Annotated in this window: 12 protein-coding genes and 1 pseudogene; 9 read left to right on the plus strand and 4 right to left on the minus strand. The window is 71.9% G+C overall.

Annotation, left to right across the window (positions count from 1 at the left end; genetic code table 11):
* The first annotated feature begins 38 nt into the window (after window positions 1-38).
* On the plus strand, window positions 39-656 hold the full coding sequence (locus BX283_RS08340) for a TetR/AcrR family transcriptional regulator (RefSeq protein WP_101387007.1): 618 nt from the start codon (window positions 39-41) through the stop codon (window positions 654-656).
* Between the two features lie 69 nt (window positions 657-725).
* On the plus strand, window positions 726-2,093 hold the full coding sequence (locus tag BX283_RS08345) for an FAD-dependent oxidoreductase (protein ID WP_101387008.1): 1,368 nt from the start codon (window positions 726-728) through the stop codon (window positions 2,091-2,093).
* A 51-nt stretch (window positions 2,094-2,144) separates the two neighbouring features.
* Here the strand turns inward: BX283_RS08345 and BX283_RS08350 are convergent, their stop codons facing one another.
* Entirely contained in the window at window positions 2,145-2,492 is a 348-nt protein-coding gene (locus BX283_RS08350) for a helix-turn-helix transcriptional regulator (RefSeq protein ID WP_101387009.1), read from the minus strand.
* 117 nt (window positions 2,493-2,609) lie between these two features.
* On the opposite strand from BX283_RS08350, the gene BX283_RS08355 reads away from it, so the two are divergent.
* Window positions 2,610-3,701, plus strand: coding sequence for an NADH:flavin oxidoreductase/NADH oxidase (locus BX283_RS08355; protein WP_257582257.1), 1,092 nt, complete (start codon window positions 2,610-2,612; stop codon window positions 3,699-3,701).
* A gap of 18 nt (window positions 3,702-3,719) precedes the next feature.
* On the opposite strand, the gene BX283_RS08360 is transcribed toward BX283_RS08355, so the two are convergent.
* Window positions 3,720-5,615: a neutral/alkaline non-lysosomal ceramidase N-terminal domain-containing protein gene (locus tag BX283_RS08360; RefSeq protein WP_101387011.1), complete on the minus strand. Its 1,896-nt coding sequence runs from the start codon at window positions 5,613-5,615 to the stop codon at window positions 3,720-3,722.
* Window positions 5,616-5,824: 209 nt separating this feature from the next.
* On the opposite strand from BX283_RS08360, the gene BX283_RS08365 reads away from it, so the two are divergent.
* From BX283_RS08365 to BX283_RS08380, 4 genes are all read left to right on the plus strand, one after another.
* Window positions 5,825-6,913, plus strand: coding sequence for a sialidase family protein (locus tag BX283_RS08365; RefSeq protein WP_101387012.1), 1,089 nt, complete (start codon window positions 5,825-5,827; stop codon window positions 6,911-6,913).
* A 10-nt stretch (window positions 6,914-6,923) separates the two neighbouring features.
* On the plus strand, window positions 6,924-7,601 hold the full coding sequence (locus tag BX283_RS08370; RefSeq protein WP_101392222.1) for a uracil-DNA glycosylase: 678 nt from the start codon (window positions 6,924-6,926) through the stop codon (window positions 7,599-7,601).
* Window positions 7,598-8,632 (plus strand): N-acetylglucosamine kinase, encoded by a 1,035-nt coding sequence (locus BX283_RS08375; RefSeq protein WP_257582260.1) that lies wholly within the window; start codon window positions 7,598-7,600, stop codon window positions 8,630-8,632. The genes BX283_RS08370 and BX283_RS08375 overlap by 4 nt, the downstream gene beginning before the upstream one ends.
* Before the next feature lie 95 nt (window positions 8,633-8,727).
* Window positions 8,728-9,654, plus strand: coding sequence for a sirohydrochlorin chelatase (locus tag BX283_RS08380; RefSeq protein ID WP_101387013.1), 927 nt, complete (start codon window positions 8,728-8,730; stop codon window positions 9,652-9,654).
* A gap of 88 nt (window positions 9,655-9,742) precedes the next feature.
* Here the strand turns inward: BX283_RS08380 and BX283_RS08385 are convergent, their stop codons facing one another.
* The gene (locus BX283_RS08385) at window positions 9,743-10,786 is read right to left on the minus strand and encodes a lactonase family protein (protein ID WP_101387014.1); all 1,044 of its coding nucleotides are present in this window, start codon (window positions 10,784-10,786) and stop codon (window positions 9,743-9,745) included.
* Between the two features lie 129 nt (window positions 10,787-10,915).
* Window positions 10,916-11,602, minus strand: a pseudogene (locus BX283_RS08390) (FUSC family protein); the annotation flags it as partial.
* A gap of 457 nt (window positions 11,603-12,059) precedes the next feature.
* On the opposite strand from BX283_RS08390, the gene BX283_RS08395 reads away from it, so the two are divergent.
* Both BX283_RS08395 and BX283_RS08400 read left to right on the plus strand, forming a co-directional pair.
* On the plus strand, window positions 12,060-13,196 hold the full coding sequence (locus BX283_RS08395; protein WP_180357105.1) for a tyrosine-type recombinase/integrase: 1,137 nt from the start codon (window positions 12,060-12,062) through the stop codon (window positions 13,194-13,196).
* A gap of 320 nt (window positions 13,197-13,516) precedes the next feature.
* Entirely contained in the window at window positions 13,517-13,687 is a 171-nt protein-coding gene (locus tag BX283_RS08400) for a helix-turn-helix domain-containing protein (protein WP_257584264.1), read from the plus strand.
* The last annotated feature ends 238 nt before the right edge of the window (window positions 13,688-13,925 follow it).

The following is a 13,925-nucleotide window of genomic DNA, read 5'->3' on the forward strand; positions in this document are numbered from 1 at the left end:
TATATTGGCTCAGAGCCAGTCAACGCAGGAGTTACAGCATGTCCCCGCGCAGCGCATCGGTCAATGAAGAGTTGCGCCGACGTTCCCGTGAACGGCTGCTCCAGGCGACGGTCGAGCTGGTGGCGGAGCACGGCTACGAGGCGACGACCCTCGGCGACATCGCCGACCGGGCCGGTTCGGCGCGCGGTCTGGTCTCGTACTACTTCCCCGGCAAGCGCCAGCTGCTCCAGTCGGCCGTCCACCGGGTCATGCACCTGGCCCTGGAAGCGGGCCTGGAGCAGGAGCCGCGCACCGACGACGGCCGGGAGCGGCTGGCCCGCGCCATCGACGCCATACTGGGGCTCACCAAGGTCCACCCCGTGCTGATGCGCGCCCACATGGCCGGGATCCTCCAGGCCGAGGGGTTCGTGCAGTGCCCCGAGCAGCAGCGGCTCTCCTGGCTGCTGAGGGACACCATGGAGCGGTACGGGTCGACGGACGTGGACGCCGACTACCCCATGCTGCGCGCGCTCCTGATGGGCGCGGTCTTCGCGGCGCTGCTGCCCGGCGCACCCATGGAGGTGCCCCGGCTGCGGGCCGAGCTGTTCCAGCGGTTCGGGCTCGACTGGGAGCTCGGAAACCCGCCGCCGCAGGGGAAACCCCTCGCCGTCCCCTGACGCCGCGCGCGCCCCGGTGCGATGCTGGAGTCCCTGGTGGGATCCTCCTGCGGGAAGGGAGCACCCGTCGTGCTGCGCATCGCCGTCGTCGGTTCCGGGCCGAGCGGGGTCTACACCGCCCAGTCCCTGGTCACCCAGAGCGCGGTACCGGGGCTGCGGATCGACGTCCTGGACCGGCTGCCCTGCCCGTACGGCCTGGTGCGCTACGGGGTGGCGCCCGACCACGAGAAGATCAAGTCCCTCCAGAACAACCTGCGCACGGTCCTGGAGGACGAACGGATCAACTTCCTCGGCCACGTCGAGATCGGGCCCGGGGGCGTGTCGCCGGAGCGGCTGCTGCGGCTCTACCACGCGGTGGTGTACTGCGTGGGCGCGTCCGCCGACCGCCGGCTCGGCATTCCCGGCGAGGACCTGCCGGGCAGCTGCTCGGCCACCGACTTCGTCTCCTGGTACAGCGCCCATCCCGACGCGGGGACCGGCGGCTTCTCCCTCGAATGGCTCACCGCCCGCTCGGCCGTCGTCATCGGCGCGGGCAACGTGGCGGTCGACGTGGCCCGCGTCCTGTCGCGCGGCGCCGACGAGCTGCGCCCCACCGACGTGCCGCACGCGGCGCTGGGCGCGCTGGCGGCGAGCCGGGTGCGCGAGGTGCACATGGTGGCCAGGCGCGGCCCCTCGCAGGCGAAGTTCACCACCAAGGAGCTGCGCGAGCTGGGCTCGCTGCCGAGCGCCGAGGCCGTGGTGGACGCCGCCGAACTGGCCCTGGATCCGGCCTGTTCGGACCCCTCCGCGCTGCCGGCCGCCGTCCGCCGCAACGTCGAGGTGCTGCGCGGCTGGGCGGCGCCGGACCGCGTGCCGCGCGGGGTGGAGCGCACGCTGCGGCTGCGGTTCTTCCTGCGTCCGGTGGAGATCCTGGAGCGGGACGGGCGGGTGGGCGGCGTCCGGTTCGAGCACACCGCCCCGGACGGGGCCGGGGGCGTGCGCGGCACCGGCACGTACGAGGAGATCGAGGCGCAGCTGGTGCTGCGGGCGGTCGGCTATCTGGGCGTGCCGCTCGCGGGCCTGCCGTTCGACCCGGCGACGGGGACCGTCCCGCACGCGGCCGGACGGGTCCTGCGCGACGGCGTGCCGTCGCCCGGCGAGTACGTGGCGGGGTGGATCAAGCGCGGTCCGACGGGCGTCATCGGCACCAACCGCCCGTGCGCCAAGGAGACGGTGACCTCGCTCCTCCAGGACGCGGAAGCCCTCGCGCGGCGGCCGGTGGAGGGCGAACCGGTGGACGCCATGCGGGAGTCGGGCCTGCGTCCCGTCCGGTGGCGGGGCTGGCTGGACATCGAGGCGGCGGAGGCGGAGCTGGGGCGCTCGCTGGGCCGGGGCCCGGTGAAGATCGCCGACTGGGACGGGCTGCTGACGGCGGCGCTGGGCACGCGCGAGGGCTGAGCGCGACTCTCCTTGGCCCCGTCGCCCGCCCGGAGGGCACGAGGGCGACTCTCAGCCGCCGACCCGCGCCCCCTGGAGAGCCGCCGCCTCCAGGATCCGGTCAAGCAGCCCGGGGAAGAGCTCCTCCAGGTCCGTGCGGCGCAGGCCGTTCATCTTGGCGGTGCCCCGGTAGGTCTGCTGGATGACGCCGCTCTCGCGCAGCACGCGGAAGTGGTGCGTGGTCGTGGACTTGGTGACGGGCAGGTCGAAGTACGAGCAGGAGAGATCGCCGTCGGCGCTCGCCAGATCGCGCACGACCCGCAGCCGGATCGGGTCGGAGAGCGCGTGCAGCACGCCCTCCAGGCGGATCTCGTCGCGCGCCGGGTGGTCGAGTTCGCGCTTGCTCGTTGCTGTGGACACCTCCTCATTGTACGAGGACCATCGTAGTTTGACATCTCCCGTACTACGATGCGTATCGTACGAAGCGGATCCGGCGCCGCCCCGTGGCGCCGCGGCCGTCCTGAAACGGAGTCTGCCGTGTCTGCTGCGCGTGCCCTGTTCGAGCCCTGGACCCTGCGGTCGCTGACCATCCCGAACCGGATCTGGATGGCGCCGATGTGTCAGTACAGCGCGGAAACGTTCGGGCCGAACGCGGGCGTGGCGAACGACTGGCACTTCGCCCACTACGCGGCCCGCGCGGCCGGCGGCACCGGCCTGGTCCTCGTCGAGGCGACCGCGGTGGCCCCCGAGGGCCGGATCTCCCCGGCCGACCTCGGCATCTGGAACGACACCCAGGTCGAGGCGTTCCGCCGGATCGTCCGCTTCCTGGAGGAGCGGGGCACGGTGCCCGGCATCCAGATAGCCCACGCCGGACGGAAGGCCTCGACCGACCGCCCCTGGCGCGGCGGCGCACCGATCGCCCCGGGCACGGAGGAGGGCTGGCAGCCGCTCGGGCCGAGCCCGGTGCCGTTCAGCGAGCGGCACACCGTACCGACGGAGCTGACAGCCGATCAGATCAAGGAGATCGTCGGGCAGTTCGCCGACGCGGCCCGGCGCGCGCGGGACGCCGGGTTCAAGGTCGTCGAGATCCATGGCGCCCACGGCTATCTGATCGGCGAGTTCCTCTCCCCGCACTCCAACAAGCGCACCGACGCGTACGGCGGCTCGTTCGAGAACCGCACCCGCCTCGCGCTCGAAGTCACCGACGCCGTACGGGCGGTGTGGCCCGAGGAGCTGCCGCTGTTCTTCCGGATCTCGGCCACCGACTGGCTGGACGAGGGCGGCTGGACGGCCGACGACACCGTGCGTTTCGCCGGGCTGCTCAAGGAGCACGGCGTGGACCTCCTCGACGTGTCGAGCGGCGGCAACGTCTCGGGCGTCCGCATCCCGACGGGACCCGGCTACCAGGCGCCCTTCGCGGCCCGGGTCAAGCAAGAGACCCCGCTGCCCGTCGCCGCGGTCGGTCTGATCACCGAGCCCGCCCAGGCCGAGAAGATCCTGGCCAACGGCGAGGCGGACGCCATCCTGCTCGGCCGGGAGCTGCTGCGCAACCCGTCCTGGGCCCTCCAGGCGGCCCGTGAGCTGGGCGGCGAGGTGCGGGTGCCGGACCAGTACGGCTGGGCGATCTGAGCCCGGCTCCGGCCGCTCTCAGCCGATCTCGAAGGGCCCGCTCACCCCGGTGAACGGGCCCTTCGCCGTGTCGCCGTGGTACGCGAGGCGGTAGCGGCCCGGCGCGGTGCCGGGCGGTACGTTCCAGACGACGGTCGCCACCGAGGTCGAGCCGCCCGAGCGGGCCCAGCGAAAGAGCGTCGACCAGTCGCCGTCGCCCGCGATCCGCGTCCATCCGTCGCCCGTCCACCGCTCCACGGACAGGTAACTCCCGCCCCTGCGCAGGTCGTTGCCGGGGTGCGCGGCCACGAAGGAGGCGGTGGCGCGGCGGCCGATCAGGGCGAACGAGAGCAGATCGCCGAACGCGCGCCCCGGATGCGGCGCGTCCACGCCCCGGTGGCGGTGTCGGCGCCGTACGGGGACGGCGGGCTCGGGGACGCCGCGCTCGACGGGGACGCCGTCGCGCAGGGCGGTGGCGAGGCGGGCCACGGTCCGGCAGAGCGCGGGCAGCTCCCAGCGCCCGAACAGCGTGCTGCCGCCCTCGTACTCCTGGGCGTCGTACTCCTCGGGCGTGGTCACGTAGTGGATGTAGCCGTTGCTGTATCCGGCGACCAGGACGTCCTTCAGGTCCGCGCCGAGGACGGCCGCGGCGGTGCGGCGCAGCCGCAGCCCGGCGACGATCGTCACCTCGCCGGGTATGCCGATCAGATACAGCGGCCCGATGCGCAGCAGCTGTACGGGCGCGCGCTCCTGGACCACGGGCAGGAGGCGGTTGACGGGCCCGGCGGGCAGCACGAGCGCCTTGGGGTACTGGGCGTCGCGCAGCCGGGGCGCCAACGGGTAGACCAGCCGCCGCGAGAGCGCGTCCCACAGCGGGTTGGCGCCCGGCCGGAAGCCCTTGAAGCCGGGGCCGTCGACCCAGGCGCCGGCGAAGGCCGCCGCGCCGCCCACGGGGGGCGAGGTGCGGTGCGTACGGCCGTCCCCGGTGTACTCGGGGCCCACTTCGACGGCGGACAGGTGCACGTACGTAGTACGTGAGTCGACGGCGCCGGAGATCTCCCGGCCGCGCAGCGCCGCCGCGGCCTCGTACTGGCGGGTGCCGATGATCCGGGTGTTCTCGAACTGGTCGGCGGTCGGCCCGGTGCCGGGCGCCAGGCCCAGGTTGGGCGACATGTCACCGGCGTTGGTCTGGGCGAACGCGATCACCGGGTCCCCGGTGGTGGGAGCAAGGTGGTCGACGCCCGCCAGCCGCTCCCAGTGGTGGGCGGCGTAGCCCTTGTTGTCGGCGCTGATCAGCCGGTTGCGGTTGGTCATGCTGGTGTTGTGGGTGGCGAACCAGTTGACCGCGCCCACCAGCTCGCCGTCCCGCTCCAGGGCGAGCAGCGTGGTCTGCGGGTCGACGGCCCGCGGGAAGTGCGCCCGGTCGGCGGCCGGGTTGCGGTCGAAGGCCCGTCGGGAGCGGTTGACGCTGGCGTCGGTCAGCTCGCCGTGCGCGAGCCGCAGCACGGTCGGCGCGAGGTCCGCGATGGCCGCCAGGGCGGCCTCCGTGATGCCGTCGGTGATCGCCCGGAAGGTCCGCTCGCGGAATCCGCCGGTGTTGCTGTTGTAGAGCGCGTGGTGGAAGTAGCCGCCGGGTCCGCAGTGGGTGTGGGTCGCGGTGAGCATGACGTTGGACGCGTCGTACCCCTCGGGCAGCCCGCGCAGCACCTCGCGGACGACGCTGTCGGCCATCAGCGGCAGCTCGCACACCACCAGGAGCGCCCTGGCGCGCCCCGCCGGGTCGGCGAAGGCGAAGGCGCGGGCGCGCTGACGGGTGTGGATGCCCGCCGTGCGCTGGTCGGCCTTGCCGTAGCCGAGCATGCCGCACTCGGCGGCCTCGCCGGTGATGTCGGCGGTGCCCCGCCCGGCCAGGAACCCCGTGGCGCCCTCGGTCATGGTCGCTCCGCTCTCGTACGGGTGAATGCGGCCCGGGCGACCGGGAGGGCCCGGCGGGACCTCCGGCCGGCGCGGCAGGTGTCCCGGACGGCCTCGCGAGGCCCGCCCACGCGCTCCGACCTGCGCGGACGCCGTCTGCGGGGGCCGCTGTCAGTGGTCGGGTGCAGACTGGCCACTATCCGGGACAACGGCGTTTTGGAGGGGTCGGGATGACCGACGTACTGCTCACCGTGGGGACGCGCAAGGGACTGTTCATCGGCCGCAGGCACGGCGGCGAGTGGCGGTTCGACGGTCCGCACTTCAATGCCCAGGCGGTCTACTCGATCGCCATCGACACCCGGCGCGCGGTTCCCCGACTGCTCGTCGGCGGCGACAGCGCGCACTGGGGACCCTCCGTCTTCCGCTCGGACGACCTGGGCGAGACCTGGGTGGAGCCACCCCAACCGGCGGTGAAGTTCCCGGAGTTCACCGGGAGGTCGCTGGAGCGAGTATGGCAGTTGCACCCGGCGGGCCCGGAGGCGCCCGACGTGGTCTACGCGGGGACGGAACCGGCCGCGCTGTTCCGCTCCGAGGACGGCGGCGAGAGCTTCGCCCTGGTGCGCCCGCTGTGGGAGCACCCGACGCGCTCGCAGTGGGTTCCGGGAGGCGGCGGCGAGGGCCTGCACACCATCGTCACCGACCCCCGGGACGCCCGGGCGGTGACCGTCGCGGTGTCCACGGCCGGGGTCTTCCGCACCCGGGACGGCGGCGAGAGCTGGGCGCCCGCCAACAAGGGCGTCTCGGCGGTCTTCCTGCCCGACCAGAACCCCGAGTTCGGCCAGTGCGTGCACAAGATCGCGCAGGACGCGGCCGACCCCGACCGGCTGTTCCTGCAGAACCACTGGGGCGTCTACCGCAGCGACGACGGCGGCGAGCGGTGGCAGGACATCGGCGAGGGCCTGCCGTCCACCTTCGGCTTCGCCGCCGCGACCCACCCCCGCCGCCCCGGCACGGCGTACGTCTTCCCGATCACGGCCGACTCGGACCGGGTCCCGGCCGAGAACAAGTGCCGGGTCTTCCGCACCGAGGACGGCGGCCGCACCTGGGAGCCGCTGTCGGCCGGACTGCCCTCCCAGGCGCACTACGGCACGGTGCTGCGCGACGCCCTGTGCACCGACGACGCCGACCCGGCGGGGGTGTACTTCGGAAACCGCAACGGGGAGGTGTACGCGAGCGCGGACGACGGCGACACCTGGAGCCTGCTCGCCTCGCACCTGCCGGACGTCCTGTGCGTACGGGCGGCGGTGATCCGCCAGTAGAGTGACGGCCGTGGCAGCACGACCGTTGAAAGAGATCGTCGAGCCCGGGTGGGCGGACGCTCTGGAGCCCGTGGCCGGACGGATCGCCTCGATGGGCGACTTCCTCCGTCAGGAGATCGCGCAGGGGCGCACCTACCTCCCGGCAGGACAGCATGTGCTGCGGGCCTTCCAGCAGCCGTTCCAGGACGTCCGGGTCCTGATCGTGGGCCAGGACCCGTATCCGACGCCGGGGCACGCCGTGGGGCTCTCCTTCTCGGTCGCCCCCGAGGTGCGTCCGCTGCCGGGCAGCCTGGAGAACATCTTCCGCGAGATGCACACCGACCTGGGGCTGCCCAGGCCCTCCAACGGGGATCTGACGCCCTGGACGCGGCAGGGCGTCCTGCTCCTGAACAGGGCGCTGACCACCGCGCCCCGCAAGCCCGCCGCGCACCGCGGCAAGGGCTGGGAGGAGGTCACCGAGCAGGCCATCCGCGCGCTCACCGCGCGCGGGACCCCGTTGGTCTCGGTGCTGTGGGGGCGCGACGCCCGCAATCTGCGCCCGCTGCTCGGCGAGCTCCCCGCGATCGAGTCCGCGCACCCCTCGCCGATGTCGGCGGACCGGGGCTTCTTCGGGTCGCGGCCGTTCAGCCGCGCCAACGACCTCCTGGTCCGCCAGGGCGCGCAGCCGGTCGACTGGCGCCTGCCGTGACAGCCGCCGGTGACGCCTGGGTGCTCGGGGTCGACTCGGGCGGCTCCGGGGTGCGGTTCGCGCTCGGCCGGGCCGATGAGGCGTCCCCGGCCGAGGTGTTGGTGTCCGACGAGCCGGTACGGACCGGCCCCGCCGGGATCGACGCCGGGCACCTCCTCGGTCAACTGGTGCCCGCCGCGATGGAGTTGCTGGCCCGGACCGGCGCGGACCGGGTGGCGGCGGTGGCCGTGGGCGCCGCCGGGATGGCCTCGCTCGGCGACCACCTGCGGGCCCTGCTGCCCGCAGCGCTCGCCGGTGCGCTGAATGTGCGGCGCCTCGCACTGGCCGCCGACGCCGTGACGGCGTACGCGGGAGCGCTCGGCCAGCGCCCCGGCGCGGTGGTCGCCGCCGGCACCGGAATGATCGCGCTCGGCACCGATCTGACGCGCTGGCGGCGCGCCGACGGCTGGGGCCATCTGCTCGGCGACTGCGGCGGCGGCGCCTGGATCGGCCGCGCGGGCCTGGAGGCGGCGATGCGCGCCCACGACGGCCGGCGCGGCGGCTCGGCCGCGCTGCGCGAGCGGGCCGAGGCGCTGTTCGGCCCGGCGGCGGAGCTGCCCGGGCTGCTGTATCCGCGCACCGACCGGCCCGCCGTGCTGGCGTCGTTCGCGCCCGAAGTGGCGCGCTGCGCCGCGTCCGACCCGGTCGCGGCGGCGATCCTGCGGGAAGCGGCCCGGAACATCGCCGAGTCGGCCGCCGCGGTGTGCCCCGAGAACGGCCCGGCCGACGACGACAGCGCTCACTCAACCGCGGGCGAAAGTGTGAGCGAATGCGAAGTGGCGCTCACCGGCGGCCTGTTCCACATCGGTGACGCGCTGCTCGTCCCCGTACGGCAGGATCTGGCGGCCCTGGCGCCGCACGCGCGGACGGTCCCCGCGGCGGGAGATCCGCTCGCCGGAGCCCTGCTGATCGCCTCCGCGCTGGCCCGCGAGGAGCTGCGACTGCCGCACCATCCGCGCATGTTGTGGGTCACGACAGAGCGGGACGGTTGAGGACAATGTCACTCACGGGATAAATACGGACAGAAACCGCGCACCTGCACCCTCCCCGAACACCCGCGCCCGCAAAGCCAGTAGCATGCGGCGCCATGAGCTCCCCCACTGGGCCCGCGAACGGCCTGCCTGTACGAATGCCGCGACCTCGCCAGCCAGGGCGGCACCGCCGCCCCGAGCCGGTGGTCGCTCCCGAGGGTGCGCCCGCGCTCGTCCTCGCTGTTCCCGGTACCCCTTCCCCCGCCGTGCGCGCCCTGGCGGAGGAAGTCATCAGCATCGCGCGCTCCGAGCTGCCCGGCCTCGACGCCCGGATCGGCTACCTGGACGCCGACGCCGCGTCCGTGGAGTTCCCCCCGCTCGACGCCGTGCTCGCGCACGCCGCCGCCGAGCGCACCGCCCGCTACGAGCAGGCCCGTGCCGCCGGTCAGGACGTGGCCGCCCCCGACGGCCCCGTCGCCGTCGTCGTGCCGCTGCTCGCGGGCCCCGACAGCGCCCTGATCCGCCGGGTGCGCCAGGCCGTCATGGACAGCCGCGCCGCCGCCGAGCTGACCGACGTCCTCGGCCCGCACCCGCTGCTCGCCGAGGCCCTGCACGTGCGTCTGTCCGAGGCCGGTCTGGCCCGCGCCGACCGCGCCCGGCTATTCACGGTCGCCACGGCCGCCGACGGCATCATCCTGGCGACGGTCGGGGGCGAGGAGGCCGTGCAGGCCGCCGGGATCACCGGCATGCTGCTGGCCGCCCGCCTCGCCGTGCCCGTGATGGCCGCCGCGCTCGACCAGGAGGGCTCGATCGCCGCCATGGCCGAGCAGCTGCGCGGCTCCGGCTCGGTGCAGCTCGCGGTCGCCCCGTACCTGATCGGCCCCGAGGTCTCGGACGGGCTGCTCGACGCCGCCGCCAAGGAGGCCGACTGCCTGGCCGCCGAGCCGCTGGGCGCCTACCCGGCGATCGGCAAGCTCGTGCTGTCGCAGTACGCGGCCGCGCTGGGCATCACGCCGCAGCCGCAGGGCTCCCCGGTGCACTGACGTACCCGGCACTCGTACGCGTACAAGTGACGCGAAAGGGCCCGCACCCGATGACGGTGCGGGCCCTTCGCGTGCGTGCGGCGGCGCTCTAGCCGAACACGACGCACGAGGCCGCGGGGGCGGGCACGGAGCCGGTCCGGCGCGGGATGCCGCTCTCCTCGTACAGGTCGAACCAGGTGACGTCGCCGGAGCGTTCGTTGGCCGCGTACAGGCGACGGCCGGAGGGGTCGAGGGTCAGATGGCGCGGCCAGCGTCCGCCGCAGTCCACGGTGGCGACCAGGGCGGCGTGCTCGCCGTCCGGGTCGAGCGCGAGCGTCGCGATCGAGTCGTGGCCCCGGTTGGCGACCCAGAGGAAGCGTCCGTCGCGCGCGACGACGACCTCGGAGGGGAACGTCTCGGTCGTCACGCCGTCGTGGATCACCCGGGTCTCCCCCAGCGGCTCCAGGGTGCCCGCGGCGGCGTCCCAGCGGCAGACGACGAGGGTGGGCTCCAGCTCGTTCAGGACGTACGCGTGCCGGCCGTCGGGGTGGAAGGCCAGATGGCGCGGGCCCGTGCCCGGGCGCAGCGCGGTCTCGCCGTGCGGGCGCAGGCCGCCGGTCGCCGGGTCGAGCGCGCAGACGCGTACGGAGTCGGTGCCGAGGTCGACGCTGACCAGCCAGCGCCCGCTCGGGTCGGGCAGCACCTGGTGGGCGTGCGGGCCGCTCTGGCGCTTGGGGTCGGGGCCGCGGCCGTGGTGCTTCAGGACGTACGCGGCGGGGCCCGGGCGGCCGTCGGGGCGCAGCGGGAGCGTGGTGACGCTGCCCGACGTGTAGTTGGCGGTCACCAGGTGGCCGGCGGCGAGCGCGAGGTGGGTGGGGGAGGCGCCGTCCACCGGCACCGGCTCGCCGAGCAGGACCGGGGTGTCGCCGGTGACGTCGAAGGCGGCGGCCGTGCCGGGCTCGCTCTCGCCGACCGCGTACAGGACGGTGGCGTCGGGCGAGAGGGCCAGGAACGAGGGGTTGGGAAGCGCGGCGGTGGCACCGAGCGGGGTGAGCGCGCCGGTCGCCGCGTCCACGGCGGCGACGGTCACGCCCCTCCCGCCCGCCGCGGTGAACGACCCGATGAATGCCCGCCCGGCGCTGCTCTCGGCCACCGTGCTACCCCTCTCCGCGCGACTGCGCGCCGGGGCTGGGCCCGGCGCCGACTGCGGCGACCGTAGCAGGCGGTCTAGACCAACTGGCGGGTGCGGGTGGCCGCCCGTGTCGCGGGCGGCGCCGACGGGTCAGGCGGTCGTGAGAGCCGGAGCCCGCGGCGACGTGCGCAGCGGCGTGGCCAGGGCGGCCAGGGCGTGCTCCAGGGCATGCAGATGGCGCAGGGCCGCCTCGGCCGCCGGGTGGTGGTGCGGGTGCGGCTCAGGAGCGGGCGCCGGGTTCGCCGTCGCCGCGTACGCGCGCGCCGCCGGGGTCACCAGAGCCTCCACCGCCGCCTCGACCCGGTCGCAGGCCGCCGTCAGCCGGGCGTCGTGCGAGGCGGCCGGGTCGGCGGCCACGGCGGCCAGGCCGCGCACCTCGCGGGCGCAGGCGTCCAGCAGGGCGATCACCTGCCGGGCCCGTGCCCTGCGGCCCTTCAGCGGGCTGAGCGGGTGGACCAGCGGCGCGAGCGCGAGGCGGACGCGGCCGAGCAGCAGCTCCAGCTCGGCGGCGTGCGGCGCGGGGTCGGCACTCTCGTCCCCGGCGAGCCGTCGGGTCGCCGCGCTGGTGCAGCCACGTACGCAGTGCAGCGCGCGCTGGATCCAGGCGTTCGTCGCCGCGTGCGTGGTGACCGGCAGGACGAACGCGACGGCCGCCGCCGCGCCGAGGGCGCCCACCGCGGTCTCCTCGAAGCGCAGCAGGAGCAGCCCGGGGTGGAGCACGCCGAGCAGGCCGTAGAGCAGCCCGGCCATGACGGTGACGAAGAACATCATGAATGCTGCGGTACAGGGATTCTCGCAGGTCAGGGGCGTGCTCACCCAGGAGGGGGTCAGCAAAAAGTCAGCATCGGCGGCACAAGGAGCCGATCGGCAGCCTCGACTGCTGACCGTGGAAGGCGACGGCCTGCCTTCGGAGGGAGGCACCCCGAGCCTCCCCGCATCACCTCAACCAATCAACCGCCCACCGAGCCTGCAAGGTCACCGCACGGCAGGCGCCCTCTCGAAGGCTCGATGCATGTTCAACCATGCGCCGCGCGGTGCGCTTATAGCAGCAGATCCCCGGTTAGCCAAACCGGGGAATCTCAGGACTCTGGTCGCAGCCCCTGCAGCGCGGTTGAACGGCCTCGCTGGAGCGAACTGAATTACACATCCAAAGCCCGAACCTACCTGGAATCCAATAACCCCGATCAGGACCCCGGAGCATCAACCAATGCCAAGCAAGACTCTTACTCGCGGCATGGGCACCTTCTTCAAAGAGTGCGATCACCCCGAGGATCGCTGGTCGAAATGCCCACACCCGTACACGATCAGATTCCGAGATGCAACGGGTCGCCAGCGCGAGGAGGGTGGCTATACGAACCAAGACAAGGCCAAAGATCGACTCATTGCGATCTATCAAACGAAGAAGGGGCCACTAAAAAGCGAAAACACAGAATCTCAACAGATTGCAGAGATGCGTTTTGAGGACTTTGCGGCTCGTTACATATCGAACCGCAAAAGAGGCTTGGCTTCCAACACCGTCGACCAGTACGAGGGAAGCCTGAAGGTCCAGCTCAACCCGCGATTGGGTAGCCGCCGGATCGGTACCTTCACTCCAGGCGCCATCGAGGACTGCCTCGGAGGAATGGAGTTGGACAAGGTCGGCCTAGCCAGCCAGAAGAATGCCTACCTTGTACTCAAACTCGTCATCGACGCGGCGCGTCATCGAGGGGCTATATCGCTAGACCCATTCTTGGACGTCGCCCCTCCCGACTACGTACCGAAGGAGGTGATCATTCCATCCCTCGAAGAGCTAACATCGATTCGCGAGGCAGCCGAAGGTGACGATCTCAGGATGGTTATTGAGCTAATGTCCGGATGTGGCCACCGAAACGGGGAAGCTCATGCGGCAAACATAAAGGCGATAGTAGCCGATGACGTATACCGAATCAGCGAGCAGATTCACGGAAACAAAATACAGCCCGCAGCATTGAAGCACCGCAAACGCGGAGAGTTCCGCGAGACTCCCCTACCCAGAAAGACTCACGACTTCTTCACGTACTTCACCGATACCTACGGGGCAGACAAGAATGGCTACGTACTAACCAAGGGGAACGGCGCCGGAAGCCTGCGCATGAAGAGTTATTTCTATGGCGACCAAACGCTGCGATGGCGATGGAATCGGTGCCTGGAACGAGCGGGTGTATCCGCCAGGTACACGATGTACTCTCTCCGTCACTATTTCGCATCGAACTGCCTAAGCCATGGCATCCCAATCACAGATGTCGCTGAATGGATGGGCCATAAATCCATCGAGGTGACCTACCGGATCTACCGCCACCTCCTGCCGGGCTCCATCTCCAGAGCAGCGAAGATCCTAAACGATGGCCTATGAGCTTGAGCTGGCCTGCGTCCAGTCGCGGGCTACCGGAACAAAGACATGGCGTGGCGATGCGTCCCCGCTGGATCCCTGATCATGTCAGCGTCCGCCCTTCGGGAGCCTTACGCCAGAGAATCCCCGGTTAGCAAAAAGATCGGCGTCTCTCTAGATCATTAATTCAGTCTGCGTACGACACTAGGCCGTGGCTCACCGCAGACATTCCATCAATGCCTACTCACAGGATGCAAGTGTCCGATTCGACTACACACCTCTCTATGAAAGCGGGCCGCACGCCCAGCCGCGCCGGGCGCAGCCGCCAATTCGAACCAGTCCTCATGGATACCAATGAACTCGCAGCCATGCTCCGCATGTCGCCAAGTTGGGTCTACCGAGAGGCTGCAAAGCTAGGCTTGAAAGGCTACAAGCTCGGCCAAGGAAGAAATGCAAAGGTCTTGTATAAGAGAGCCGAAGTATTTCAATGGCTTGAGCAGCAGAGAATCCATTAAGTATTGCTCCATACCGAACCACACGACGCCCGATGCGCGTTCGTGTAGGTGAAGAGGCCCCTCGGCGCCCACAAGACAGTGAGCTCCGCATAGTCAGCGACCCGTGTGGCAACCAGCTCGCGGCTCCACGCTGCCTCGACTGCTGCTGCGCCGAAGGCCCCGACGTGTTGGTCGACCGTGGTCGTGATCCGGTTGAGGCGGGTTGCAGGTTCCGAGTGCGCACGTCGAAGTGGGCTGG

This window comes from Streptomyces sp. TLI_146, assembly GCF_002846415.1.
GTDB lineage: Bacteria > Actinomycetota > Actinomycetes > Streptomycetales > Streptomycetaceae > Streptomyces.